Source organism: Candidatus Binatia bacterium, from assembly GCA_026415395.1.
In the GTDB taxonomy this organism is placed as follows: Bacteria; Desulfobacterota; Binatia; order HRBIN30; family HRBIN30; genus HRBIN30.
In genome coordinates this window covers 106,607-131,625 of sequence record JAOAHD010000010.1, presented here as the reverse complement: position 1 = coordinate 131,625, position 25,019 = coordinate 106,607, and the positions used below count along the sequence as shown (strand labels likewise).

The following is a 25,019-nucleotide window of genomic DNA, read 5'->3' as shown; positions in this document are numbered from 1 at the left end:
CATGACCTCGCTCGGCTGGAGATTGGGCGAAGAACGTTACTTGCCGTTGGAAACTCTCCCTGCATTTCGAGCGCCGAGAACGTGACTCAGGGCTTGATCGATCGTGTCGTAACGGAAGCGAAACCCCGCCTGGAGTAGCCGGGCGGGGCGGACGCGGGTGCTGGAGAGAATGAGCTCCTCACCCATTTCACCGAATACGAGGCGTACGGCCGCAGCGGGGAAGGGGACGAGCGCTGGGCGGCGAAGGGCGCGGCCGAGTGCACCAGCAAACGCTCGGTTGGTAACTGGGTTCGGGGCCACTGCGTTTACCGGTCCTTCTAACTCTTGGTTGTGGGCGCAAAACAGAATCGCCGCCGCGAGGTCGTCGGGCGTGATCCAACTCATGAACTGATCGCCGCTTCCGGTCGGGCCGCCGAACCCGAGCCAAAAGGGCCAGAGGAGTCGTTTGAGCGCGCCGCCGCGTGGACTCAGAACCACGCCAATCCGCAAGCGTACCACCCGAATGCCCGCTTGTTCGGCTGGTTGAACGGCAGCCTCCCATTCTTGGCAAACGGAGGCGAGGAACCCCTCTCCGGGAGAGCTGGTTTCTTCCATCCAGGCGTCGCCACGGTTCCCATAAAACCCAATGGCGGAGGCAGCAATGAGCACCTGCGGACGCTTTTTCCACCGTGCCAGTTGCTCCGCCAACTTGGCGGTGGCCGCGACTCGACTATTACGGATCTCCGTCTTGCGCTCCGGCGTCCACCGACCTTCGCCGACGTTGGCACCGGCAAGGTGCACGACCACATCGACGGAGCCGCTCGATGGCGGGGCAATCTCTCCGGTGGATGGATTCCAGCGGACCTGCGATTCCGAGCGTGGCCGCCCGCGCACCGCGGTGATGACCGTGTGTCCGCCAGCGCTGAGAAATGGGCAGAGCGTGGAGCCGATTAGGCCACTGGCGCCGGTTACAAGGAACCGCAGCGGTTTCGCGGAAAGCTCGCGGTGCCAGCTCAAGTCATGAGCGAGTACCCGGTGGCGGTAGGCAAAAGTTCGCTTGAGCTCGCTGCGCACCACGGCAGCGTCGAGCAACGGATCGAGAAACTCCGGGCGCCGCAGGATCCGATAGTGCACCTCGTCCTCCATTCGAAACTGCTCTTTCCCTAAGGATACGAAGCGATGCATGTGATCCCACGCGGCAAACGGACCGCTAAGCATGCGATCGCGAAACTCCACTCCGGGCTTGCCGTCGAGATGACGAGCATGCCAGCGCAGCCGAAGTGGACCCGCGTGGAACACTAGGAAGACGTCGCCTTGTTCAAGGGTTCCGCTGCGTCGCTCCACGTCCACACGAATCCAAGGTGGGGTGAGGCGTTCGAAGGCACCGGGGCGCGCGTGCCATGCATAGGCAATGGAGGCGTCAACCGGGATCGTCGACTCGTATCTGAACTCGGGCATGAGGCCCCATCATGGATCGTGCTGAGCGTGGCGACAAGCCCCGCAAACCCGCAGGCTTTGGGCGTGAGCAGCCTGCGAGCTTGCGATTCGAGGCGAGCAACCCTCAGTCTGCCCGAGGACCCGTGGGTTATTCCGCGTGCCGTTGCGGGTGCTGCTGCCGGTAGAGGTCGCACGCCAACAGGTGATCGCGGAACGGACAGAAACGGCGCATCACTTCGTCGTGACAGCCGTAGGCGTAGGGGAACGGGCGGGCGTACGCCGAGCGAATCACGCTTTGCAGTTCGCGCTCTTTTAGCGGGCGGGTGAGTCGCTGATTCCAAGCGCGCAGGATGTTCCTGGTATGAAGCTCGCTGTAGCCCGCGCGCCGCAAGGCAGAAGCAAGCCGAATAGCTACATTGTTCCGAAAGCCTTCGGGGATGTCCTGCTCGAGCATGAGTTGCCGTGCTGGGCACAAGGCTGTTTCGACATCCGCGGGGGGTGCCGGAAAGCGATAGGGGTGCACGCGGCCGCGGCGCACCATGCGCCGGGCCTGTGCGAACACCTGTTGCGCCGATACAACCGAGTGCACCGGCTCGAGCGGAAGCAGCCCCTGGCATTGTGTTCGGCTGAGAGCACGTGGTGCGCGAGCCAGCTGCACAATGTCCGGTGGTGAAAGTGTGAACAGCTCTTCAGGAGAAAGAGGAATCTTGTAGAGTTCACTTCGATTGTGGCGCGTGTTGGCAAGCCGCAGCAAACGCACTTTGTCGCCGATCGCGAGATCGAAGCGGGCTGCGGTCGCGGGAGCGCGCAACGCTTGCCAAAGGCGGAGGCGGAACAGCGAGAAGACTCGGTGCAGATCCGTGGCCGGCGCAACGCGGCCGAACACGCGGGTGTCTACCAGCAGGTGGAAGCCCTTGTGGCCGCTGAAGTAGACATGCATCGCTGTGTCCGGAATTTGCCATGACTTCCGGAGGAAGGCGTAGGTGTGCTGTGTCAGCCGAAGGGCCTCGCCGAGCCCGGCCAAGGAAGCTTCGGCGTCGACATCGATTGGGAGAAACGAGGCCCATACCTTGCCATCGAAGCCGGCGATGGAGGGATGACCGTCGACGCGGTGCTCGGCGAGGTAGAGCAGGGCTTCTTCTGAAAAGAAGAAGATTGTGGCGAAGCATTCGTCCGGTCCAAACCGAGACACGAATTCCCCCACTTGCTCCACAGGCAACAGGTGATTCCGGAAACCCGGGGCCTTTGCGGCCGCACAGTCCACAAAGCGGTAGCGGCGCCTCCACGACTGTGGCTGGCGAGCGTCGGGTTCGCGTTGTCGGTTGGCATCGGTCATCTTCCTGGCGCACCTACCCTTGCGCAAACAAGGGCAGCGTGGCAACGCCAGAGCATCTGCCTCGGTGGCAACACTCTGCCGAGAATCAGAAAGGAGGAGAAGCCATGCCGATTGACGTGCAAAAAGCAATGGGGGCGCAGCTCCCCGCCACGACGGGCGCGTGGAATCCAGACCAAGTGATCCTTTACCACTTGGGGATCGGGGCTGGGATGAACAAACCCACAGACGCGAAGGAGCTCGAATACACTTACGAGCGCTATCTCAAGGTTCTGCCCAGCTTTGCGGTGATTCCGGTGTTTGGCGCGCTCGGCGGGATGAACAACATCCCCGGCATCAGCATCAATCTCGCAATGGTGCTCCACGGCGAACAGGAGATTGTGCTCCATCGGCCGCTGCCAGTATCGGCCGAAATCGAAAACACGGCCCGCGTGGCCGGCATTTACGACAAGGGCAAGGCAGCGCTCATTGTGTTGGAAGTGAACACGAAAGAAAAGGGCGGGGCGCCGCTGTTCACCAACCGGTTTACGATTTTTGCCCGCGGCGAGGGCGGCTTTGGTGGCGACCCTGGGCCCAAAGCTCAGCACGAGATGCCAAGCCGTCAGCCCGACGCTGTGACCGAGTCGCCCACGATGCCCCACCAGGCGCTGCTCTATCGGCTCTCCGGGGATAAAAACCCGCTCCACTGCGACCCGGAGTTCGCCAAGCTTGCCGGCTTTGAGAAGCCCATCCTACACGGGCTCTGCTCGTTTGGAATCGTATGTAAGGCGGTGGTGGATACGCTGCTCGATGGTGCGGTGGATAAAGTGGCATCGTACGCGGCTCGCTTCTCGGGTGTGGTGTACCCGGGGGAGACCATCGTCACCTCGATGTGGAAAGAGGATGGCAAAATCGTCATTGCCGCAAAAACCAAAGAACGCGACACACCCGTAATCAGCAATTCTGCTATCCAATTGCGCTAACCCGAACGGATCGTGGGGCCGGCTTCAACTTGGCCGACCCCACATCGCCTACGCGAAGGATAGTGCCGCCCGGGTGACATCAGCCGCGCTCGGTTAAGGAAGGTACCAAATGGGTGATGTCCACGCCCGCTCTTGAATCGTTTGCGGCACCGAGGGGTCGGTACACGCGGGCGGACGCTGGTCAGGCGGCAACTGATTGCACGCGTAAACGTGCCAGCGGCAAGAAGGATTCTCGAGAACGCGCACGTAGTAAAACGCCGGACTCGCGGGATCGAAATCCGGGTCGGTCCATACGCTGCACAAGCTTTGGAAACCTGGTCCGGATGTGGCGCAGGTGCGCAAGTCCACGGTCGCGCCCGTATCTGCACTCCCGGCAACGTCGTAAATTCGCAACTGCGGTGCGCCGTTCGCAATCCATCCTTTGATCACCTGGATGCGCTGCAGGAGCGTGCCAGGATGCTCGGGAGTGCCTGGGTCGTACTCCGCGGCAATCGCGAGTTTGGGCGGGCCCGCGGGTGCAGGTAGCGCGCGCAAATCACCGCCCATGGGCACCCCCTGTGCGTACCCGACTGCGATGCGGTCGGCACGATCGCACCAGTTGTCTGGTAGACTCCAACCCGCGAACAGGCGAACCACGATCCGAGAGCCGCTTGTGGCAAATGTTTCCTTCCGCTTCAACGCCGCGAAAATGGCTTCGCGTGTGTTTTCTTCGGCCCACACCGCCGCCAGTCCGCCCGGGTTGAACAGGATGGGAGTATCCCCGAGTTCATCGAAGCCCATCAAACCGGAAGGCGTTGCTTCGGCGGAACCGCGATGTCCCTGAAATTCGTACTCGGCCACTCGACCCGGCGTTCCATTGTGAGTGTCCGTGCTACCGATGAAGCCAAAGGCAAACGGGTTCACACCGAGACGCAAGAACTCTTGCAGGCCCATTCCCAGCACGTTGCGCACGTAGTCGCGCTTCGAAATGCAGCCGCGCCCGGTGGCGCCGAGCTGCCCCACGCCTTCGCCGCAGTCTTCTAAATTGTTGTCGCGCCGTCTTGGTTCGAAATTACAAGCTTCGTCCGGCACGCCGAGCACACTCGGCAAACCGGCAAAGCACTCGCTCGAGCCCTTGTGCTGGAAGATTTCCACCAACGGCTCCATGCGGGCGCGCAACGCTGCCTGTTCGCGCTGTTGGTCGAAAGACGAAGTCCCCGGATACTCGACGGTAAACATGCGCCCGGTGCTTTCGTTGGAGTTATGGGGGATGGCAATGACATCGCACCCTGGGATCTGCTGCTTGCATACCCGCTCGAGTTCGCGCCAGAGCCCTTGTGGGGTGCTTTGCTCGAACACACTGACAGGCGGTGGCACCCGATCGTTGGCGAACACCACGTTGCGGTGCAACGTGCTGCCCGCAAGGGCGTTGGTGTATTCGTAGGCGATGAAGGTCGTGAAGCGACAAGGCTCGTACGCCTGCGCGGCAGCACCACGGATTCGCTCCCAAACATCGCCGGCTGTTTGGATGCAACGCTGCAAGTCCGTGCCACAAACGTCGGCTGCCCGCTGCGGCCGCCGTACGGAGAGACGTGCCCCGAAGTCCAACTGCGACTCAGCGAAGCCGCGGCGAAAGTTCTGACAGGTCAGCGTTTCGTACGCTGGCGATCCTGGAGTGGAGCACAAGGAGACCTCGCCGAGGAACTCGGAGTGGTCCGTCACGGCAGCAAAGTCCAACGGCCGGTCGATGCGTGCCAGGCGCGTGCCCTGACCATTCGCATCCAACGGTGGAAGCGCGATCGGTGTTCCGCGGGCAAATCGATAGGCATCGGCAGGAGAGGTGCGCACGTCCCACGTATAGGCGTCGAAAGAGTTGGCCGTGTGGACGTGTAAATCCCCGAAAAACACCTGCCGTTCCTCCGTGTAACCGCTGCACTGGGGAACGGGAGCCGACGGGGTGGGGGTGGGTGCCGGCGGCGTGGGTGTCTCGGCGGAGGGGCAGCCGGTCAGCAACGCGTCGACTGCGGCCACGATTTCATCCACCGTGATCGAGCCATCCCCATCGCGGTCCCCGGCGGGGCAGGCGCTCGTCGGCTGATGGCCGAGAGCAACGTTGACCATGCGCACGACTTCGTTGACTGTAATGACGCCTGAGTTGTCACAGTCGCCGACGCAACGCGCCTCGCTGCGAGTCGCCGTCGCAACGGCAAACCCAGCGCTCAGAAGTTGTGCCGCGACCAACCACCGCGCAAACGAAGCCTGCATCGCTCTCCTCCACCGTTTGCCTTCGCCTACTCTCGAAGTGCGAAACAAATCAAGGCCAATCTACCGGTGGGCTCAGCAGAAAGAGCACTCGTTCCAACGTAATCCACGCGCCCGCAAGACCTACGGCGGCGGCAGTGCTCCTTGCAGCGAACACGTGCATCCGTGGGCGCTGCCGGATTAGTAAGACGACGACGGTGAGTGACGCGACCCACAGGAGCTGCCCGCACTCGACCCCGATGTTGAACGCGGCAATTGCGGGCAGCAGCTTGACGCCGAGATCTTCGAGCGCGCTTGCAAAACCCGCTCCGTGCAGCAGCCCGAAAGGGAAGCCGAAATACCAAGCGGCACTGGCGGAGGACGCAAGTCGGTGGCGCCAGAGTTCGCGGGCAACCAGCACAATGCTTCCACCAATCAGGACCTCGACGGCGCTTTGTTGTAGGTGCCACCACTGCCCAGCCGCAAGCACGAGGGCAACCGTGTGTCCGAGCGTGAACATGGTGACCGTGGCGACTAGTTGGCGTAGGCCAGAGCACAGCCACACCAGCCCAAGGAGGAACAGGAGGTGATCCGCTCCGGTTACGACGTGTTCAACGCCGCGGGCAAAGTAGGTGCGCAACACCGAGACGAGCGGCAACAGATCAGGCCGGATCACAAGAAAGTGGCCCGTCTCCGGGTCCGCACTCCCCGCCACTTCAATCCCGTCGAGAAAGCGGATGCGCAGCCAAACATCCCTCTCGAGGCTCCCGTCGCCTGTAACCCCAATGGTTTGGTTTGCGAGGGCGTCGGAGTCGCACACGAACGATGCCGATGGGGCAATCCGGATTTCTCCGGGCGTACAATTCGCGGGGAGTTGAAGCGCGAGCGCCGCTGGCGCCGCTCCAGAAAATTTCCACGATGCTGCCTCCCAGTTGCGCGGGTCGAGCTGCCGGAGCTCGACGATTGTCGGCTCGAGCGGATGCGCTTCCGCTGGCGACATTCGGAGGAGGCCAACAATCGCCAAGGTAAAGCCTAGGCCGGCGGCACGCTGAAACAGTCGGAGGAGGCGGCTGAGCGGCCCGACGTGCAGAGCCAACCGGCAGAACCAGCGCATGATGTTTCTCTCTGGTCGCAAACTGCGGGTGATGCAACTGGGTAGAAGAGGGCAGGCTGCATTTGACTTTGCGCTTGGGGGCATGCCAAAAGAGGCGCGGTTCGGGAGTTGGCTTTTGGTGTGGTGGGTGTCGGGTAGACGCAAGCGGTCGGTCGCTCTGCTGTTTGCGATCAGTGTGGTCGCAGGTTTTTTGGCGGCGCCCCACGCATTTGCGCAGCCGGTGGTACCGATCGCGGAACAACTGCTGGCCGCCCAGCGCCAAGCTTTGGCGGCGGAGCGCGCTGCCCGCCTGGCGGAGCGCGCCGCGCAAAAAATTGCCGACGCGGTGCGTGCGGAGCGGCGCACCGTTTGGTTGGAGCGCACCGCTCAGGGTCTCCGTGCACGCGGTGGGCGGGAGTACTTGGCAGCGCGGCGCGGAGCGGACCTAGCGCGCCGCGAGCGGAACGCAGTGGTCGACGAAGCCCGAGCGCTGACGCGTAAGGCACTGGAAGCAATGGATGGGCTTTTGGAGACTCCTGCGGGGTTGCAACGTGCCTTGCCGGGATTGGGAGAGGGGACGGTCGGACTGTCGGAACGCGTTGCCGAGCACGCCGCCCGCTTGCGCGAAGCTGCCTTGGCGGCGCGCGAGGCGTTGCTGAAAACGCAAGCGGTGCAGGTGCGCGTAGAGCTCACTCGGGCGCAACTCACAGAAACCAGGGCAGGACAGCTCGAGGAATCATTGGCGCGGCGGCGAGCTGCATTAGCAGACTCGCTCGATCGCTTGGTGCGCACTGCCGAAGCGCTTACCCAGGCCGCGGAAGACCTCGACCGTGCCGCCCGGTTGTCGAGCGGGCGGGCAGTGGCCAAAGTGGGACGGCGGGCAGCGCGCCGTTGGGGCGCTGGGCTTGGCATTGCCTTCAATGTGGACATCGGGGGCAAGGACCGCGTCGAGACAGCGCGCATTGTCGAAGATCCGAAAACCGGGACGAGCGTTGTCCGTGTGGATCGCACTTCGGCCAATGTCCCGCGGGCGATGGCTGAAGTGCACTACCTGTTCCCTCTCTCCGGCAGTCTCAAAGCACCACGGGCTGGTGAGCAGCGCTCGTCGGCCGAGCTCGGCGGTGGTGCGGAAAGCAACGGGGCGCCCGGGCAGGAAGCGGTGAGCGAGGGATCGAGGCTGGCGGTCGGGCCGTTTTTCGGGGTGCAGTTCGGTGATGACTTTGTGGACGCAGTCGGCGCAGGCATGATGGTGGGCTGGCGGCTCAATGCCTTAGTACCGAGAGACCAGCTTCAAGTTGGCGTTGGTTACTTTGCTGATCCGAATACCCGCGTGCTCGGCGATGGGTTTTCTCCGGATCGGCCGCCGCCTGCGGGCGAAACGCAGGTGCGGTACAAGGAAACGACGAAGGGCGGGATTGTCGTCTTGATGACGTACGGCTTCTGACTCGGGCGGGTTCCGCTCAGGAGTCTACCGCGAGCCACCGGGGTGTTCGCTGGGATCGTTAGCGGCCGGTCTCGATGCGCACCGCGTATTGTTGGCGAAGTTTTCGTAACCCCTCCTCCCGCGCACGCGCTCGCTGGTGCTCAATCCAGTCTTGCTCGACGCGGTGCCGCACAGCCTCGAACGGAGGCAGAGCGGGAGGAATCCATTGGTCGACGCGGACGAGATGCCAGCCGAGGAGAGAGGAAACCGGTGTGCTCCACGTTCCGGGGGCGAGAGAGCGCAGCGCTGCGAGGAACTCAGGGCCGAAGGTGCGTTCCACTTCATCCACCGGCCGCTCGCGCCAGCGCAGGCCACGTAAAAACGGCGCCGAAACTTGCTCCGGTGCCTCCCCGGATTGAAGGCGCCGCAGCAAATTCTGCAATTGCCCGTTCAGCGAGCCGTTCGAAACCGAGTCGTGGTCAGCCGCAGGTGTCGGGCGTGGCCAGAAAACGTGCAAGAACGATACTCGTTCAGGCGAGCGGTAGCGGTCTGCATGCGTCTCGAAAAAGGCGCGCAAGTCTTCTTCCGCTGGCGGCCGCCCGCTCGCGGCCGCTTCGAGGATAAACGTCATTTTTTGCACCACCCGCCGGCGAACGATCGGATCACCGCGATCCAAACCGAGCCGGCGGCCTTCTCGCCAAAGCAGTTCCTCGCGGATGAAGTCCTCGATCAGCGCTTGGCGCTCCCCCTCCCTCGGCGGTCTACCCCACTGTTCGGTAAACGATCGCTCCAAAGCAGCAACGTCCTCGGTCCGTATGACAAGCGCAGTGGGCTGCGGAGCCGCCGCCTGCCACAGGGCGAGGCCCGCACCAGCAACGAGGAAAAACCACACTGTGGGTTCGCGAACAAAGGAACTGACAACGCGCCGCATGGTTCGATCAGGTCGGCAAGGCTCGCTCGATGATTGCCTCGGCCTGGACGTCCTGCGGTAAGGTACCAAAGGCGCGGCCGCTGTCACCTTGCAAGCGGGCCCGACAAAACGCCAGCGCAACTGTGGGCGGGCTGTGACGGAGGAGCAGTGATGCCTGTAACAACAGCGCCATCTGCTCCACTAACCGGCGAGCGCGGTACTGGATGCCGTCGTGGTCCCCGAGTTCCCCTTGGAGCCGCTCAAGGGTACGATCGAAAATTGGTTCGCCGCGAGCCGAGTAAAGTTCCTCGAGGAAGGCGGGCAGCGTTTCCGGCTCCTTGCTCAGGGCACGCAGCACGTCGAGGCAGATCACGTTTCCCGAGCCTTCCCAAATGCCGTTCAGGGGTGCTTCGCGGTAGAGGCGGGGCATGATCGCCTCCTCGACGTAGCCTGCCCCGCCGAGGCACTCGAGTGCCTCGGCAACCATCATCGGCGTACGCTTGCACACCCAGTACTTCGCCACTGCAGTGGCGATGCGGGCAAAATGCTTTTGCGCGGGATTGCGGTCAGCCTCGTCATAGGCCCGTGCGAGACGCATCATTGTGAGCGTGGCCGCTTCGCTCTCCAACGCGAGATCCGCGAGCACGTTTTGCATGAGCGGTTGCTCCGTCAGGCGCTTGCCAAAGGCCGAGCGGTGGCGGCAGTGGTGAATGGCCTGCACGAGTGCTTGGCGCATTGCGGCCGCCGAGCCGATCACGCAGTCCAAGCGGGTGTGATTGACCATCTCGATAATCGTGCGCACGCCGCGGCCCTCTTCTCCCACCATGCGCCCCCAGGCGCGGTCGAGTTCGATCTCGCTCGAGGCATTAGATCGATTGCCGAGTTTGTCCTTGAGGCGCTGCATGAGAATGGTGTTGCGCACCCCATCCGGTCGCCACCGTGGGACGAAGAAACAGGAGAGCCCTTTCTCGGTGTAAGCGAGCATGAGGAACGCATCGCTCATCGGTGCGGAGCAAAACCATTTGTGCCCGGTGATCCAGTAGGCAGCGCCGGGGCCGCCGGAGTCGACCGGTTCTGCTCGGGTCGTGTTCGCGCGTACGTCGGATCCGCCTTGTTTCTCGGTCATCGCCATTCCGCAAATCACCCCGCGCTTGTTGCGGGCAGGCAGCGAGCGCGGGTCGTATTCGCGCGAAACAATCTTGGGTTCCCACTCCGCGGCAAGTTCCGGCTGGTGTCGCAATGCAGGAACGATCGAATACGTCATCGAGATCGGGCAGCCATGACCAGCTTCTACCTGCGACTGCAAGAAGAACTTGGCTGCGCGGGCAACGTGGGCGCCGCTGCGCCGAGCCCTCCAAGGGAGGGCATGAAGTTCGTGAGCGACGGCAAGTTCCATCAAGTTATGGTACGCCGGGTGGTACTCGACCTCGTCGATACGGTGCCCGTAACGATCGAAGTTGCGCAGCACCGGAGGATAGGTGTTCGCGAGCACCGCCCAGCGGAGCGGCTCGCCGGTGAGCGTGCGAGCAAGTTCGGCAACACTGTCCTCGGCCCAACTAGCCCCTTCGCGAACCAGTGCCTCCCGCAAGACTCCGTCGGTGGCGAATAAGTCGTGCCCTTCGAACGGTGGTGGCTGATTGAGCACATCGTGGGTCTTGTGGCTTGGGATGATGAAGTTTTCCATGCCATTGCTCCTCTCTGTGTCAAAGTACTCTCAGCAGCGTTTTCTATCACCGCCATCTGCGTGGAGGGTCTTGTCCGCCAGCATTGTTGCCGATTGCTTCAAGCGCGTGCTCTCGGATAAGCAAGCAGAGCTTGGATAATAGGAGGTGTGGCTGATGGACGCGAACATGATCGTGCGATTTTTGGCGACGGCGTTTTTTGCGGTAACGTTTTTGCAGTCCGGCCTCGACAAGGTGCTGGACCGTGACGGGAATTTGCAATACCTCACGGAACATTTCCGGAACAGCCCGTTGAGCCCATTCGTGCCGCAACTTTTGACGGTCATCACCGTCATTGAACTAATTGCGGGCGGGCTGTGTGGCCTTGGGTTGTTGCTCTTCGATTTTCGCCAACCGGGCTTGCGTGTGGCGGGCTGGGGTGTGGCCATGTCGGGAGTGGCGCTTCTCTGCCTGCTCTTTGGCCAGCGGCTTGCGAAGGACTACGCAGGTGCGGCGGTCATTGCCGCGTACTTTGCTGTGGTGTTGCTCGGCTTGCGAGCCTTTTGAGGTCGCCATGGGAGTAACGCGCGAAGAGTTCCGGCGTTGGCTCGGCAGCTTTGCGGCTGGGGTGACGGTGGTAACCACACGGTCGCCGGCGGGGATGCCGTACGGGCTCACGGTCACGGCCTTCACCTCGGTTTCGTTGGATCCGCCCCTAGTGTTGGTGTGTGTGGACAAGAAATCCGAAAGCCACCCTCACTTCCTTGCCTCAAGAGTGTTTGCGGTCAACTTTCTCGCCGCCGAGCAGGAGGAGCTATCGCGGCGCTTCGCTGTTTCGGGCGGGGACAAGTTCCAGGGGGTGACGTTTTCTTTTGGGCGCACTGGCGCCCCGTTACTAGCTGGCGCGCTGGGGTTCGTGGAAAGCGAGGTGGAGCAGGAGGTCGATGCGGGAGACCACACCATTTTTATTGGGCGCGTGGTTGCTGGTCACTGCGTGGACGACAAACGCCCGCTTCTCTATTTCCGCGGCCGCTACTACTCGGTTTGAGCAGGTTGATTTTGAAAGGCCCACGACCGCGGCCAGGAGGCCGGCCGCGTGGTGCTCGCTTACGGCCAACTGGTCCCGCGCACGGACGTCCCCTCGCTTTTGTTCTCTTGCGTGGCTCTGCATCCGAATTTTCCGCTGCACTTAGTGTCGATGCTGGCACGCACCCGAATGCCTCGCCCTGGCAAATCTCCGCTTTCAGGTCTTCCTCCAATTCTCAGGAGCAAATCCTTTTCGCTGCCAGGCCAGCTTTGACGCCGAAGCGACCAAGCGGTGCAAGGCTGCTGTTTGCTCAAGACCCAACTGACCGCCCCTTCTTTTTTTCTTTTCTCAAGGCTTGCTCCACGCAGGCGCGAAACTCGCGGTGCCAATTCGTCACGGTGCCAGCTTGCTTGAGGTAAGCGTCGAGGCCCATCAAGGCGCGTACGAGAAAGACGCGGTGTCCCGGGTCTTTGAAAATCTTATGCTCAATGGCGATCTTGGCGATTTGAATGCCCCGCTCCACCGTATTGTAGTCGCGCGGATGGTATGGGCGGTCGACGAGCAAGGGCTCGAAGACGATTTTCATGATTTCCACCATCGGTACCGGGTCCTGCTCAGGATCGAGGAAATCGAGCGCCACAAAACAACGCGCCATCGCCGCGCGGTCGTCGCGCAGCATGGCGTCGGCGAGCTCTAGATAGGCGCGGCGAATATGGTCGGGAAAAATCCGGATGGAGCCGAAGTCGAGAATCACCAACTTCGGGTGGAAGGTGACCAAGTAATTTCCCGGGTTAGGGTCGGTGTGCAGGGTGCCGTACTCGAAGATCTGCCGCCACACCACCCGAAAGTATTTCTTGGCGATCCAGTCTTTGAGTTCCTGATCGACTCCGGGAGAAAGTACGCTGGCCAGTGGGTAGCCCTCGACGTACTCCATGGTCAAAACCCGCCGCGAGGTCAGTTGCCGGTAGACTCGCGGGATGACGACTTCCGGGTCGTCCCCAAACATTTTCTGGAAGCGCTCGATGTTGCTAGCCTCGTTGAGGTAATCCAACTCCTCGTACAGCCGCTCCTCGAGCTCGCGGTACACGTCGGAAGGGTCTACCCGTTGCCGCATAACGTCGCGCGCGATCAGAGTGAAGACGTTGAGCAGGGCTTTGATGTTTTGCAGGTCTTGTTTCACGGTGTCTTCCACGCCCGGGTATTGCACTTTGACCACCACGTCTTCGCCGGAGTGCAAGCGGGCGTGATGGACCTGGCCCAGCGACGCGGCGGCAAATGCGTCCGGATCGAACCAGGCAAACAGCTCCTCCGGATATTGACCGAGCTCGCGCCGGATTTGCTCGCGGATGAGCTCGTAGTCCATCGGCGGTACTTGCGATTGGACCGACGATAGGACGCTCAGGACCTCTGCCGGGAGAATGTCGTCCCGCATCGACAACATCTGCACGAGCTTCGTGAAGGCACCGCGGAGCTCTTGCGAGCGCTCGACAATGCGCATGGCATTTTTGATGTGCGTTTCGAGCAGCGCCTTCTCCCGTTCTCCCGCTGACTGAAACGGGGCGCGGATGGCGTTCCATAGGTAGCTCGTCCCCACGGAGGTGGCGAGCTCGCCGACCTTGAGTACGCGCCGCGCTCTGCCGCTGGTGATTTGGGTGGCCTTCTTTTTCGATTGGTCCGTGCCCATGCGCGGCCAGCTTTGCAAACAAACCCGCCGCCGAAAAGGCCGGAGAGGCCATGCCACCGGTGTTTTGCGATCACACTCCGAAACTAGCCTGGCCATCGCGGGTCTGGCGGTGGCGCTCGGCTTGTGCAGTCGGTCACGGGTAGACTGTGGGGCTGCGGCTGAAGATTCTCGACGCCTCGGAGGCGTGCAAAGAAATATGAACGGCGCGACCGAGGCTCACGCGGATTGTGACGCAGTTCCGAAATGCGAAAAACGGGGTGGAGGGCGACTCGAGCGCACCGCGCCTTTCAAGCTGACTCGTTTGCGGAGTGCGCACGCTGGCTGCACGCCAATGCCCGAAGACTCGTTGCCAGTGACGCGTTCGCTCCTTGGCTGAGTTCGGCGTGAGTGTTGGAGAAAGGCCAGCGATGAGCCCATTAGGTCGCGATGAACAATTTGACCAGAAGGACCAGCAGCGCTGGTAGAAGAATGAAGATCAGGACGACGCGGAGAAAGAGCATAGAACCGGAAGGAGGCTCGTTGCCCAATCCCTTGTTCGGCTCAACTTTTCTCGTCATGGCTCTCGGCCCTTCTCTGGTTCTCGGTAATGTAGTCACGAAGAATCGCGATCAGTCGTTCGAACGCCGCAGCCGACTCCGGCGGGTACATGATGGTGACGACTTCGCTGCGGGATGCTCCAGAGAACTGTAACTGTAAAAGGTTCGCGCTGGGGTTGGGGAAAGCCCGCAAATCGACGAGCTCCTCCAGAGGAAACCGCTCCACGCGGCTCCACCGGCGAATCATGCCGGCCTTTGCGGTGATGAATTCGCGATCCGTGATGGCGACGGCGAATCCAATCGCGTCGGCACTCAGCCGCAACGCTGAGCCCTCGACCTGTTCCCGTAACAAATCCAAATGCTTGGACATTGCACAGCTCCTCTCGACAAAGAACATGCTCAGGAACGACAGCAGCGTGCGTGTCGCCGCTCGCGCTCCTGGGGCGTCGTTGACCGTTGACGGGCAGAACGATCTCTGCCCGAGCCCTTTGCTAACTACGTGCGGTGAGGAGCTGGCCCGGAGGCTCTTCCGACGCAGCACGAGCCAAGCATTGGCGCAAGAGACGCCGCACCGAGTTGGCCGGCCATGGAGGAGCATCAGCCCCACGGAGCCGGTTCAATCGGCCGTTGTGACGGAGGTCGCTTCGAGGAAGCGCACTCGCTGGAAGCTTTCCCGATTGCTCTTGAGGGAGCGGGAGCAGTTCGCGAGCGTCGGAGCTGCGTGGCCCCCAAAGCGGCTCGATGGGAGTGACAGCCGAGAGCGACGGTGCTTTTGCGGCACGAGAATTCGGCTTGGCTGGCAAGATTCGCAAGCCAGCAAGCTGTGGTAGGAGACAGAAAGTGATGAGCAGCAGCCGAGCGATCATCGGCAGGTGGTCCACGCCTATAGCCCATTCGTGGATCGGGACAAGAGCGGGGGCGCGGAACTTCGCAGCGTGGCGAAGGGGGCGAAGGGCTTGCCGCATGGTTCGGGATCGCCCTGTGGCTTCGGTTGGGGACAAGCCCCGCGCTCCCCGTTGGAAGGAGACCAGCTTTGTCGGTGAATGACTTGGCACCGCCCGCGCAGCGCGCCGCGGGTTGGGAGCGGGCGGTAGGCCTCATCGGTGGGGCGCTGTTCGTCGGCTGCCTCGCGCTCCTGTTGTTTGCGAGCGCTGGCCGCAACGATCTTCTGGAACATTGGGCGTACCTTGCGCTGTGGGCGACGGCCAGCGTGCTCGGTGTGCTCTCCGCACCTGCAGGCTTGATCTACGAACGGCTTCGGTCCGCCACCGCAGGAGAGGATCGAGCGACGGCGAAAGTACTGGTGTTCGTCTGGTTGGTGCAGCACATTCTTGCCGGCTTGGATGCGGGGCGGATGCATTGGACCGATACGGTGCCGGCAACGTTTCGTGGAGGAGCTTTCATCCTCATGGCCCTTGGCCTCGGTGTGATCGTGTGGGCCCAGGCGGTCAACCCCTTCTTTTCCTCGGCTGTGCGGATCCACAGTGAACGGGGACACTATGTTGTGGCGCAGGGCCCGTATCGCTGGGTAAGGCATCCAGCCTATGGTGCATCGCTACTCGTTTTCGTGTTTGCTGGCCTTGCCCTCAATTCTTGGCTTGCCGCTGGCGTTGGTGTCCTGCTGTTCGCACTCATCCTCCGGCGCACCATTGTGGAGGACGAGTTGCTTCGGCAACACCTGTCAGGTTACGCGGCTTACGCGGAGCGGGTCCGCTATCGTCTGTTTCCGTACGTTTGGTAAGGCGTCGATCGCGGGGTCGGGCCCTCGAACGCGAGGAGAGCAGCCGACGTAGGGTTGACCCCCACGTTCTCGGCTCCTACGCTCGTGCACTCGTTGTGTAGCTCCCGGCAGGAGAGGAGAAACTTCATGAGACGGATAATGTTTGTGCTTTGCGGATTGATGTTCGTTGTGCCCCAGATGGCCAGGAGTGCGGATGAGGTCGTCGCCACCGTGGGTGAGCGCAAAATTACGCGCAGCGAACTGGAGAAACACGTGAAGCCTAAGCTTGTGCAGCTTGACAATCAGCGTTTCCAGGTGTTGCAGGAGGGGCTCGAAGAGCTGGTGGCCGACGAGCTGTACAAATTGGAGGCGAAGACGCGCGGGATCTCTGTGGATGCCCTGGTCAAGCAGGAGCTCGAAGCGAAAGTCGGCGAGCCGAGCCAGGAAGAGATTGAAAAGCTCTACGATGACAACAAAGAGGATCTCGAAGGGCAGTCGCTCGAGCAGCTTCGGCCGCAGTTGGTGCAATACCTAAAGCAGCAAAAGCTGGCCGAACGCCACCAGCAGTTTTTGGGGGAGCTGCGCAAAAAGTACAAGACAACCGTCGCCTTGAAGCCGCCCGTGGTGGAAGTTGGGGACGGAGGGCGTCCCTCCCGTGGCCCCGCATCCGCGCCGGTGACGATCATCGAGTTTTCCGACTACGAATGCCCCTTCTGTAAACGGGCCTCGAGCACCGTGGCTGAAGTGCTCCGCCACTATGGCGATAAGGTGCGGTTCGTACATCGGGACTTCCCGCTGAGCTTCCACCAGCATGCGCGGCTTGCGGCCGAGGCGGCGGCTTGTGCCAACGCCCAGGGCAAGTTTTGGGAGTATCACGACCGCTTGTGGAAGGCGCAAGACTTGTCGGAGCCCAGCCTGAAGGGGCTAGCTAAGGAGATCGGTTTGGACGAAGGGAAGTTTGCCGAGTGCCTGAAAACCAAGCCGCACTCGGCTGCCATCGATCGCGATCTCGAGGAAGGGACTGCGGCAGGGGTGAACGGGACGCCGGCATTTTTCATCAACGGACGCATGTTGTCCGGAGCCCAGCCGTTCGAAGCATTCAAGCAACTCATTGACGAGGAACTGAGCCGCGCTGAGAAGAAGAGCTGAGGGTGCGAAGCGGACGCGGGTGGTTCGAGCGCGGGAGGACGCGGCGATGCAGTGGCAACTACTGTTCGTATCGTTGATTGCTGTAGCGGGAAGTCGCGCAGCGGTGGCGGGTTCGGCAGAAGAGAACCTATATCGCAAGGCGATTGGGAACATCATCCGAACCAGTTTCGAGGCAGCCGGTACGGTGGAGGGGACGCAAGGAAGGAAGCTCGCTTTGGTGCTCCGGCACACCCTACGCGATGGCCGGCGCACCGTAATTGAGGTCACGGCGCCGGCTGAGTTTCGCGGACAGCGCTGGCTGATTGTGGATGAAGACGGCGCGGCCGACAAAATTTGGCACTTCGATGCGAAGACCAAGCGGACGAGGGAGGTGCCAGAGGAGCAGTGGAACGCACCTTGGCTTGGCACTGATTTCACGCTCTCCGATTTCCTCCTGCCGGATCCGGGTGCCTACACGTACGAGCTGGGTGGCGACGAAAACATTGGTGGGGAAACGTTCACCGTAATTCGACTCGCCCCAAAGGATAAGGAGAAAGACCGATTCGCCGTTCGCGTGTACTCAGTAGACCCACGTGGTGGTCGGCTCGTTCGGGCTTTGTTCTTCGACCAACAGGGTAGGGCGGTCCGCCGCTGGATCGCAGAGCGCACCGAGCAGCGTTCCGGCGAGTGGTTCCCAGCTCAGCAGCGCGTTGTCGATTTGACGACCCAAAAAAGCTCGCTGCTCACCCTCAGTGAGTTCCGTTACGAGCCGAAGTTGGCGGCCGACGCGTTCGACGCAAAAGGGCTGGCAGCCGAGCCTACGCCCGCACCGAAGTGAGGGATTGTTTGCGACGGTCGTATCCGGGCGACCAACAGAAAGCCGCCCGCTCCCCAGCCCGGGGGGAGAGGGCGTTAGGATGAGGGGCGCCATCGCTTCACTGTCGACTCTGGTGCGCTCAGGCGGCACGGGCGACGCCCGCATCGCCCGTGCGAGTCGCAGCTCGTAGAGGTACCCGGCGGTGCGGGAGGGTGTCGCGGTAATCGACAGGGTCATCGCGGGCCCGAAAAGCGGGGTTAGCAATGGCGCCGGTTTACGCCTTCGCGGCCACGCAAACAGGCCATCAGCCTCACCCAAGCCGGGAAGAGACCCGAACTTGCCTCGGGGCGTGGTGCTGGGTGGAATCCAAGTCCACCACAATCTTGCGATATTTGCTGCGAAATAGCCCCACTTGACCTCTGTCGAAAGCTCCACTCGCGTACGGCAACGGAATCATCTCGACCGCGTTGTTCTACTCTGAGGTCGCCACCGCGCGGGAGAAGCGTTTGCAAGAGCGGCCTAGAGGGCCAAAGCATTGCTCACCAGTGGTCGTGAGCGGGCTGTCACTGACTAACGGCCAAGGGCCACAAGCCAGTTCGCAAGCGACAGCGGAATAACGGTCGTGTGTCGTGCCCTTCTCCGCGTTATTTGGGCGGTGGTATGCGGAGATCCTTGCATATCTTCCTTGCGAGCGTGTCCGCTATTTCAGCGGCTGCCTTGGCACCGCTGATCGTTGGTTCAGCTTGGGATCATGCCACCACGAGTGCCGGCGCCCCTCCTCAGGAACTCACACTTATGCGAGCGCAGATGCTGGAGCAGCTCCTTTCGCCTCATAGGGCGATCTTTTGTTCCTGGTAATCGGCTCCAGCTGCGAACAATGCATCCTGCCCGTTGAGCTCCAAAGCCTCTTTCAAAGTGATCCGGAGAGTTTCCAGGAGCTCCTCACGTGTGCGCTCCTGGCAGTTCACCCCAGGGATTTCTTCGATCCATCCGATCCACCAATCGTTTTCTTTCTTGATTATTGCTGTGCATTCTGTGTTCATACCGCACCCCCCGATTTTGTCTTAGGCTGGTCGGAAAGGGGGCTCTTTCACGAAAGCAAGCCCAAATTCCCCGGCAAAAATTTCAACGATGGTGACCGACCGACGGTAGGCACCACCCTTAGATTTGCCGATTTGTCACGACGAAAGCCAGTGGCTCGATAAAATCGGCGAGTTCGCCGCGCTGCCCTCCCGCAGAAGCGGTAGGGTGCGGCGACGGAAGCTACCTGGAGGGAGACGTCCGTCACTTTGCGGGGAGCAGCTACCGTATCTGCCGGCGGCTGACGACTGGAACCAAGACATAGTCGGGTAATGGCCTCGGGCAGGGTCGTATCCCGGTACGTCCGTGCCGCGATAGGTTTTCGCCGCGCCGACCGTACTCCAGATGCGTCGTCACCCAAGGGTGTGGTGGCATTGTGCCACGACGGCACCACGGTCGACGCATGCGTCACCCCTGGCGGTCGCCGCTCGTTCGCCATTCGCGGTGCACCACACGTTACTCGTCATTTGTTTTACCGCGGCACCGGAGGCGAAGCTTGCCACAACGAGCGTGGGTGTGGTCCGTTTGCCCCGCGAGGATCGTGGCTTGCTAAGCGAATCTTGGGCGGAGAGGAGTCCCTCTGCTCTGTGGTACGGAGAGACGTAAGGATGGGTGGTGACGTTGCCCAGGAGTCGCAAACAGAGCGGCGCAGTTTACGCGCGCGCAATCTCGATGCGCGCGCGCAAGGTGTCCCAGCCATGGCACTTTGGGCACACGCCGATCCAATCGGCGGAGACGTGTTCGCACTTTTGGCAATGATACAGTGGTTGCTCTCGGCATGCGCGCGCATAGGCGTGGATGGATTGGTCGAATTGCCCGCGCAGCCGGTGAACCTCGCCCCACAATCGATCGATATCAGGCACCACAGTGGCCGGAACTTCGATGGCCTCTAGCTCGCGTGCTGCATTCTCTGCGTCTTGGTCCGCAACAAACGTCTCCGCGAGCCAAATGCGCACAGCATCGGCATCCACCCCATCGCGCAGCTTGCGCAGCAGGGTGCGCAGGCGGTCGCGGTGCTTGGGCTCGCTGGCGATGCGCAGCAGGCGATGAACGAAGACGCTGCGCGCGTGTTGCTTGAGCCCTCGCTCCCAGGCGGCTGAAGCGTCAGCCAAGCGGTGCGCCGCCGCGAGTTCGTCTCCCAACGCAACGTAGACCGGAACCGGCGCACGGCGTGAGGACGCCAGGTTCTCGAGCGCGAGCACCCGTTCCTGGGGATCGCTCAAGTGGATCGCAGTTTGGTAACGTAAGCTCAGCAAAAGCTCTTGCTCGCGCGCCACAACCTCGGGGTCGGGAAGTACAGGAATCAGCGTCTCTTGCACCTGCGCAGCCGGACCCCAGCGCTCGGCGTCGATGTACGCGTCGCGCAGCGCTCGCAGGGCTTGTGGAGAACGCGGATACAGAGCCCGCAAGCGCTCGAGGACCTCGATTCGTGGCCCCAGCTCACCAAGCTCACGATGAACTTCGGCCAACGTCATGAGGACTTCCGGGTGGGTGTGATACTGAGCAGCGGCATCGTGCAGGACTCCACGTGCGCGGTGGAGTTCCCCAGTGGCGCGGAAGGAGTTTGCCAAAAGCAGCGCGGCGTGAGGGTCTTCTGGGCGCCGCTGCCACGCCTTATGCAGCAGGGCTCGGGCGCGAGCAATTTCGCCGCCCCACAGGAACTTCGCGCCGCTTTCTTCCCATTCGTCAACACGCAACGCTCGCCGCTCGCGACGACCGCTCCGCCACGCACTCCATGCGCGCAGACCGGATTGGATGCTACCCACCACAAAAGCCAGGAGAACGCCCGCCGCAAACGCCCCGCCCACGAGCGCGCCCGTATTCCACTGCATGACGATGTCGGGCGCCAAGCGAAAAGTGGTGGTCTCGTTGTTGAGGAAGACCAAGTACAGGAGAAGAGCGACGAGCAGTAAGCTGACGACGACAGCACGTCTCACCAGCAGCTCCCCTCATCGTTCCCACTAGCGACTGCCCGTGACACGCGCAGCGCCGAATGCTCGGTTTCCGGCAGCGGTACGCGAGGGGCCTTCGCCCATAGGCGTTCGAGATCATAGAAGTCGCGCACCGGTTCGAAGAAGATGTGCACGACCACATCACCAAAGTCTTGCACCACCCAGTGGCCATGGCGGTAGCCTTCGATTGATAGGGGTTTGCGGCCTGCTCGATACATGGCTTCTTCGATCGCCTGCGAGATTGCCTGTACCTGGGTGTCCGACCGGCCGCTGCAGATCAAGAAATAGTCAGCGAGCGACGTTAACGATCTCACTTCGAGCAAGACTAAGTCGTAAGCCTTCTTGTCTAACGCAGCCCTTGCGCAAATGAGAGCGCTGTCGCGTGCTGACAACTTCTTCACGATGCAGTCGACCTCCTTTGGTAGATCCCCTCGCGCAGGATGTAGCGCTCGACCGTAGTAGGCACGAGGTAACGGATAGATCTTCCCCGTAGTAAATCCCGGCGAATCGCGGTCGCCGACACGTCAAGGCCAGTGACGTGTTGAAAAAGCACCTTGTGTCCCGAGCGGTGGATCAGCGTCAAACCGTCGCGCGCATACCAGAAGGCTCGGCGCGTGACAACCGGCAGGACACGGAGCAGAGGCTTGGCCGGTGTGCCGGGACGCGAGACGACGACGAAGTGGCTGAGCTCGAATAACTGCTCGTACTCTTTCCACGTGGCGATTTCCGCAAATGCATCGATGCCTAGAATGAAGTAGAGCTCCCAGTGGGGAGAGCGTTGTCGTAACGCGCGGAGCGTGTCGATGGAATACGACCGCCCGGCGCGCTTCAGTTCGATGTCGCAGACGCGGAAGAAGCGGTTTCCGGCAATCGCCAGCCGTACCATTTGGAGTCGCTGTTCCGGCGAGGCAAGGCGTTGCCCGTGTTTGTGCGGCGGCAGAGCTGCAGGAATGAACAGGACGCGGTCGAGCTGCTGCGCTTCCCGAACTTCTTCCGCCACGCGCAGGTGGCCGATGTGGATCGGGTTGAAGCTGCCGCCGAACACGCCGACACGCAAAGTCAGCCTCGCGCTCACGTGCTTTCCTGGTGGCCTCACGTGCGGATTTGCCCGTGTCCAGAAATCACGTACTTGTAGGTGGTCAACTCCCTCAAGCCCATCGGGCCGCGTGCGTGCAGGCGGTTGGTCGAGATTCCTACTTCCGCACCAAAACCGAACTCGTAGCCGTCGGTGAAGCGTGTCGAGGCATTCACGTACACCGCAGCGGAGTCGACCTCTCGTTGGAAGCGGCGCGCGTGCTCGTAGTGGTTGGTGACGATGGCGTCCGAGTGCCCAGTGCCGTAAGTGTTGATGAAGGCAATGGCCTCGTCGAGCGAGGAGACGACCTTCACTGCCAGGATGAGGTCGAGGTACTCGGTGCGCCAATCTTCCTCAGTGGCCGCGCGAACATGTGGCACAATCTGGCGTGTGCGCTCGCAACCGCGAATTTCGACGCGGGCGGCTTCGAAGCGGCGAATCATTGCGGGCAAAAATTCTGAGGCCACGCGTTCATGCACGAGCAGGGTTTCCATCGCGTTGCACACCCCAGGGCGTTGCACCTTCGCGTTGTAACAAATTTCCTCTGCCATGCTGAGGTCAGCGAACTCGTCCACATACGTGTGGCAGATGCCTGCGTAGTGCTGGATCACCGGCACGCGCGACATTTCCGTAATCGCGCGAATCAGGCTCTCCCCACCGCGCGGGACGATGACATCGACGTACTCGGTCTGCTGCAGGAGCGCGTGTACCGCCTCGCGGTTGGTTGTCGGTAAGAGTTGCACGGCTTCGCGCGGTAGACCGTGTTCGTCCAAAGCGTCAGCAAAGATGGCGGCGAGCTCGCGGTTCGTATGCCACGCCTCGCTTCCGCCCTTCAAAATCACTGCATTGCCCGACTTGAGGCACAGTGCCCCGGCATCGACCGTCACACCCGGTCGCGACTCGTAGATGATCCCCACCACGCCAATCGGGATGCGAACTTGAGCAATCTCCAACCCGTTTGGACGGCGCCAGCAGGCAATGGTTTCCCCTACCGGGTCTGGCAACGAGGACACAACCTCAACCCCACGAGCCATAGCTTCGATGCGCTGCGGGTCGAGGCGCAGGCGGTCGATCAAGGCGGCTGACAAACCTTGCTTGTGGGCTCCCTCCACATCGCGTGCATTGGCTTCCAGTACGGCGCTCTGCCGCTGTCGCAGTTGGCGTGCAAGCGCATCCAGGCAGGCGTTCTTCCGGTTGGTGTTTACCGTGGCAAGCTGCCGCGCCGCACGTCGTGCGTTCCGGCAGAGCTCGATGACCGCAGCTTTCACGTCCATGGGTCGGAAATATCGCAAGCGAGAGGTTTCGCCAACTGCTACCGCGGGCGGTGGAGCCCGCGAGGGAGCTTACGCACTGCGTTGATCGTGCTCCGTGAGCTTCGCGCGAATCACGCGTCGGCGCTGTTCGAGATCGCGGTGCGTGATGTGTTCCACTTCGGGGCGCAAGCCGAGTCCGGCCTTGAAGGTCTCGAGGTCGAACTGATACTGGCTCAAATCGATGCCGATCTCTTCCGCTATTCGCTCGCTGTAGGCTTCTGCGAAGTACGCATAGATGCGTAACACCTCGGTAAAGATGTTCACCTCGGGGGCCAGGTGAGCCACGGCGTCGTCGAGAAAGATCAAGTTCTTCACGAACAGCATCAGTGGCTTCGGAAGTTTCGCGCCGAACTCCAAGAGAGTTTTCGTGAGGTACTGGATTTCCCGCGCTAGTTCGTGACCGCTGAGCGCTGTTGGATCTACGACGGGTTGATCGAGCTTGAGCTTGCGGACGACCTCGTCGATATCTGTGGTCGGCGAAAGGGCGCCGAGATCTTTGGAGGCAGCAATTTGCGCTCGTACGTTCCCGAGCATGCCGTGCACCATGAGCCGGAGGAAGGCCAAGCGCTGGTTGTGATCCATGCGGGCGGTGATGCCGTAGTCGAACAGACCAATTTGCCCGCTGGGCGTGACCACCATGTTGCCGCCATGGAGATCCCCGTGAAACACCCCGTGGAGCATTGCACCCTCGAGAAGGCAGACGACCAGCGTCCGCAGCAGCGCTGCGGTGTCAATACCGGCGGCGCGAACAGCATCGGCTTGTTCGTATGGCATCCCATCGATTTGCTCCATCACGAGCACGCGTTCGGTCACGTAGATCGGATGGGGGCGCGGCACAATGATGTTACGCTGGCCGGTGGCCGCGAGTAGCGCAGCAATGTCGAGCATGTTCGCGGCTTCTAGGCGGAAGTCAAGCTCTTCGAGAATGGTTTCCGCAAAAAGCTCCACCAAGGCGGGTGGGTTTGCCAGCGCCGCCACTGGGATACGGCCCACCAGCCAGGGTGCGATCCAAGCCATGGCCTGGAGGTCTTGGCGCACGAGGTGCGCTACCTGCGGGCGCTGGATCTTGACCACCACGTGCTCACCGGTGCGCAACCGCGCTTGATGGACTTGAGCAATGGAGGCTGCAGCCATCGGCTCAGCAGCGAAGCTGGCAAAAACATCCTCGAGGGAAGAACCCAGGTCCTCCTCGAGGACGCGCCGCACCGCGGAGAACGGTTCGGGGGTGACACGGTCGCGCAGCGTGCGAAACGCGCTGACGAGCTCATCGGGGAAGATGCCGTGCCCGCTGGAGAGAATCTGGCCGAGTTTGATGTACGGGGGCCCGAGCTCTTCGAAGGCGTCGCGCAAGCGCTGCGATAATCCCGCACGCGACACGCTGCCCCCGCCTCGTCGTTCTTTGGCATACCAGCGCACCAGCGCACCGCCCAGAGACAATGCTGCTTTGGCGAAGCGGCGGACCGGCGGAGTTCCTCGCCGCTGGGTGAGAACGGGCACGAGAGCCCGCAGCTGCTGGCGCCGCTGGTCTACGCAGCGGAGCCAGCAGAGCTCGGCTGGATCGATTGTCCAGGGGCCGTGCGACGAAAAGGCGTACGCTTTTGTGTCACGCACCAAACTGTTCCTTGCCGCCGCACGCTAACTACTTCCGAGAAGTGCGGCAATGCTCCGT

22 protein-coding genes are annotated in these 25,019 nt (G+C 61.8%); 7 read left to right on the top strand and 15 right to left on the bottom strand.

The annotated features are described in order from the left end of the window. Nucleotides 1-36 precede the first annotated feature (36 nt). Together N3C12_10830 and N3C12_10825 are read right to left on the bottom strand one after the other, a co-directional pair. A complete protein-coding gene (locus N3C12_10830; protein MCX8072932.1) occupies nt 37-1,437 on the bottom strand; it encodes a TIGR01777 family oxidoreductase in 1,401 nt (466 codons plus the stop codon). A gap of 127 nt (nt 1,438-1,564) precedes the next feature. Beyond that, the gene (locus N3C12_10825) at nt 1,565-2,752 is read right to left on the bottom strand and encodes a primase C-terminal domain-containing protein (protein MCX8072931.1); all 1,188 of its coding nucleotides are present in this window, start codon (nt 2,750-2,752) and stop codon (nt 1,565-1,567) included. Between the two features lie 104 nt (nt 2,753-2,856). On the opposite strand from N3C12_10825, the gene N3C12_10820 reads away from it, so the two are divergent. Further along, nucleotides 2,857-3,711 (top strand): MaoC/PaaZ C-terminal domain-containing protein, encoded by an 855-nt coding sequence (locus N3C12_10820; GenBank protein ID MCX8072930.1) that lies wholly within the window; start codon nt 2,857-2,859, stop codon nt 3,709-3,711. A gap of 93 nt (nt 3,712-3,804) precedes the next feature. Here N3C12_10820 and N3C12_10815 read toward each other — a convergent pair whose 3' ends face one another. After that, nucleotides 3,805-5,955: a DUF3604 domain-containing protein gene (locus tag N3C12_10815; protein ID MCX8072929.1), complete on the bottom strand. Its 2,151-nt coding sequence runs from the start codon at nt 5,953-5,955 to the stop codon at nt 3,805-3,807. Between the two features lie 49 nt (nt 5,956-6,004). Next, the gene (locus N3C12_10810) at nt 6,005-7,045 is read right to left on the bottom strand and encodes a HupE/UreJ family protein (GenBank protein MCX8072928.1); all 1,041 of its coding nucleotides are present in this window, start codon (nt 7,043-7,045) and stop codon (nt 6,005-6,007) included. Between N3C12_10810 and N3C12_10805 the strand changes: the two genes are divergently transcribed. Further along, nucleotides 7,044-8,468, top strand: a complete 1,425-nt coding sequence (locus tag N3C12_10805) for a hypothetical protein (protein MCX8072927.1) — start codon at nt 7,044-7,046, stop codon at nt 8,466-8,468. The two genes, N3C12_10810 and N3C12_10805, sit on opposite strands and share 2 nt — an antisense overlap. A 58-nt stretch (nt 8,469-8,526) precedes the next feature. Here the strand turns inward: N3C12_10805 and N3C12_10800 are convergent, their stop codons facing one another. Together N3C12_10800 and N3C12_10795 are read right to left on the bottom strand one after the other, a co-directional pair. After that, nucleotides 8,527-9,378: a peptidylprolyl isomerase gene (locus tag N3C12_10800; protein ID MCX8072926.1), complete on the bottom strand. Its 852-nt coding sequence runs from the start codon at nt 9,376-9,378 to the stop codon at nt 8,527-8,529. Between the two features lie 7 nt (nt 9,379-9,385). Next, the gene (locus N3C12_10795) at nt 9,386-11,041 is read right to left on the bottom strand and encodes an isovaleryl-CoA dehydrogenase (protein MCX8072925.1); all 1,656 of its coding nucleotides are present in this window, start codon (nt 11,039-11,041) and stop codon (nt 9,386-9,388) included. A 154-nt stretch (nt 11,042-11,195) separates the two neighbouring features. Here N3C12_10795 and N3C12_10790 point away from each other — a divergent pair, with 154 nt between their 5' ends. Both N3C12_10790 and N3C12_10785 read left to right on the top strand, forming a co-directional pair. After that, the gene (locus N3C12_10790; protein MCX8072924.1) at nt 11,196-11,585 is read left to right on the top strand and encodes a DoxX family membrane protein; all 390 of its coding nucleotides are present in this window, start codon (nt 11,196-11,198) and stop codon (nt 11,583-11,585) included. 7 nt (nt 11,586-11,592) lie between these two features. Further along, nucleotides 11,593-12,066 (top strand): flavin reductase family protein, encoded by a 474-nt coding sequence (locus N3C12_10785; GenBank protein MCX8072923.1) that lies wholly within the window; start codon nt 11,593-11,595, stop codon nt 12,064-12,066. A 289-nt stretch (nt 12,067-12,355) separates the two neighbouring features. On the opposite strand, the gene N3C12_10780 is transcribed toward N3C12_10785, so the two are convergent. The 3 genes from N3C12_10780 to N3C12_10770 all read right to left on the bottom strand — a co-directional run bounded on the left by N3C12_10780 (nt 12,356) and on the right by N3C12_10770 (nt 14,635). Then, nucleotides 12,356-13,729 (bottom strand): AarF/UbiB family protein, encoded by a 1,374-nt coding sequence (locus N3C12_10780; protein MCX8072922.1) that lies wholly within the window; start codon nt 13,727-13,729, stop codon nt 12,356-12,358. Nucleotides 13,730-14,145: 416 nt separating this feature from the next. Beyond that, nucleotides 14,146-14,286, bottom strand: coding sequence for a hypothetical protein (locus tag N3C12_10775; protein ID MCX8072921.1), 141 nt, complete (start codon nt 14,284-14,286; stop codon nt 14,146-14,148). Next, the gene (locus N3C12_10770) at nt 14,270-14,635 is read right to left on the bottom strand and encodes a hypothetical protein (GenBank protein ID MCX8072920.1); all 366 of its coding nucleotides are present in this window, start codon (nt 14,633-14,635) and stop codon (nt 14,270-14,272) included. The genes N3C12_10775 and N3C12_10770 overlap by 17 nt, the downstream gene beginning before the upstream one ends. A 669-nt stretch (nt 14,636-15,304) precedes the next feature. On the opposite strand from N3C12_10770, the gene N3C12_10765 reads away from it, so the two are divergent. From N3C12_10765 to N3C12_10755, 3 genes are all read left to right on the top strand, one after another. Then, nucleotides 15,305-16,006 (top strand): isoprenylcysteine carboxylmethyltransferase family protein, encoded by a 702-nt coding sequence (locus N3C12_10765; protein ID MCX8072919.1) that lies wholly within the window; start codon nt 15,305-15,307, stop codon nt 16,004-16,006. A gap of 84 nt (nt 16,007-16,090) precedes the next feature. After that, a complete protein-coding gene (locus N3C12_10760; protein ID MCX8072918.1) occupies nt 16,091-17,134 on the top strand; it encodes a thioredoxin domain-containing protein in 1,044 nt (347 codons plus the stop codon). A gap of 46 nt (nt 17,135-17,180) precedes the next feature. Further along, nucleotides 17,181-17,951, top strand: a complete 771-nt coding sequence (locus N3C12_10755) for an outer membrane lipoprotein-sorting protein (GenBank protein MCX8072917.1) — start codon at nt 17,181-17,183, stop codon at nt 17,949-17,951. 809 nt (nt 17,952-18,760) lie between these two features. Here the strand turns inward: N3C12_10755 and N3C12_10750 are convergent. The 6 genes from N3C12_10750 to N3C12_10725 all read right to left on the bottom strand — a co-directional run bounded on the left by N3C12_10750 (nt 18,761) and on the right by N3C12_10725 (nt 24,961). Then, entirely contained in the window at nt 18,761-18,973 is a 213-nt protein-coding gene (locus tag N3C12_10750; protein MCX8072916.1) for a type II toxin-antitoxin system HicB family antitoxin, read from the bottom strand. A gap of 690 nt (nt 18,974-19,663) precedes the next feature. Next, complete coding sequence (locus tag N3C12_10745) at nt 19,664-20,947, bottom strand: tetratricopeptide repeat protein (GenBank protein MCX8072915.1); 1,284 nt, start codon at nt 20,945-20,947, stop codon at nt 19,664-19,666. Beyond that, complete coding sequence (rsfS, locus tag N3C12_10740; GenBank protein MCX8072914.1) at nt 20,944-21,354, bottom strand: ribosome silencing factor; 411 nt, start codon at nt 21,352-21,354, stop codon at nt 20,944-20,946. Before rsfS ends, N3C12_10745 begins: the two co-directional genes overlap by 4 nt. A 5-nt stretch (nt 21,355-21,359) precedes the next feature. Continuing rightward, on the bottom strand, nt 21,360-22,037 hold the full coding sequence (nadD, locus tag N3C12_10735; protein MCX8072913.1) for a nicotinate-nucleotide adenylyltransferase: 678 nt from the start codon (nt 22,035-22,037) through the stop codon (nt 21,360-21,362). A gap of 17 nt (nt 22,038-22,054) precedes the next feature. Continuing rightward, nucleotides 22,055-23,311: a glutamate-5-semialdehyde dehydrogenase gene (locus N3C12_10730; GenBank protein ID MCX8072912.1), complete on the bottom strand. Its 1,257-nt coding sequence runs from the start codon at nt 23,309-23,311 to the stop codon at nt 22,055-22,057. 69 nt (nt 23,312-23,380) lie between these two features. Continuing rightward, nucleotides 23,381-24,961 (bottom strand): AarF/UbiB family protein, encoded by a 1,581-nt coding sequence (locus tag N3C12_10725; protein ID MCX8072911.1) that lies wholly within the window; start codon nt 24,959-24,961, stop codon nt 23,381-23,383. Between the last annotated feature and the right edge of the window lie 58 nt (nt 24,962-25,019).

Bases quoted from the DNA above. Each gene is read 5' to 3' on its own strand.
- N3C12_10755 (MCX8072917.1), top strand. From the start codon at position 17,181: ATGCAGTGGCAACTACTGTTCGTATCGTTGATTGCTGTAGCGGGAAGT.
- N3C12_10780 (MCX8072922.1), bottom strand. From the start codon at position 13,729: ATGGGCACGGACCAATCGAAAAAGAAGGCCACCCAAATCACCAGCGGC.
- N3C12_10810 (MCX8072928.1), bottom strand. From the start codon at position 7,045: ATGCGCTGGTTCTGCCGGTTGGCTCTGCACGTCGGGCCGCTCAGCCGC.
- N3C12_10750 (MCX8072916.1), bottom strand. From the start codon at position 18,973: ATGAACACAGAATGCACAGCAATAATCAAGAAAGAAAACGATTGGTGG.
- N3C12_10800 (MCX8072926.1), bottom strand. From the start codon at position 9,378: ATGCGGCGCGTTGTCAGTTCCTTTGTTCGCGAACCCACAGTGTGGTTT.
- N3C12_10730 (MCX8072912.1), bottom strand. From the start codon at position 23,311: ATGGACGTGAAAGCTGCGGTCATCGAGCTCTGCCGGAACGCACGACGT.
- N3C12_10805 (MCX8072927.1), top strand. From the start codon at position 7,044: ATGATGTTTCTCTCTGGTCGCAAACTGCGGGTGATGCAACTGGGTAGA.
- N3C12_10790 (MCX8072924.1), top strand. From the start codon at position 11,196: ATGGACGCGAACATGATCGTGCGATTTTTGGCGACGGCGTTTTTTGCG.
- N3C12_10770 (MCX8072920.1), bottom strand. From the start codon at position 14,635: ATGTCCAAGCATTTGGATTTGTTACGGGAACAGGTCGAGGGCTCAGCG.
- N3C12_10775 (MCX8072921.1), bottom strand. From the start codon at position 14,286: ATGACGAGAAAAGTTGAGCCGAACAAGGGATTGGGCAACGAGCCTCCT.
- N3C12_10830 (MCX8072932.1), bottom strand. From the start codon at position 1,437: ATGCCCGAGTTCAGATACGAGTCGACGATCCCGGTTGACGCCTCCATT.
- N3C12_10820 (MCX8072930.1), top strand. From the start codon at position 2,857: ATGCCGATTGACGTGCAAAAAGCAATGGGGGCGCAGCTCCCCGCCACG.
- N3C12_10795 (MCX8072925.1), bottom strand. From the start codon at position 11,041: ATGGAAAACTTCATCATCCCAAGCCACAAGACCCACGATGTGCTCAAT.
- N3C12_10825 (MCX8072931.1), bottom strand. From the start codon at position 2,752: ATGACCGATGCCAACCGACAACGCGAACCCGACGCTCGCCAGCCACAG.
- N3C12_10785 (MCX8072923.1), top strand. From the start codon at position 11,593: ATGGGAGTAACGCGCGAAGAGTTCCGGCGTTGGCTCGGCAGCTTTGCG.
- N3C12_10815 (MCX8072929.1), bottom strand. From the start codon at position 5,955: ATGCAGGCTTCGTTTGCGCGGTGGTTGGTCGCGGCACAACTTCTGAGC.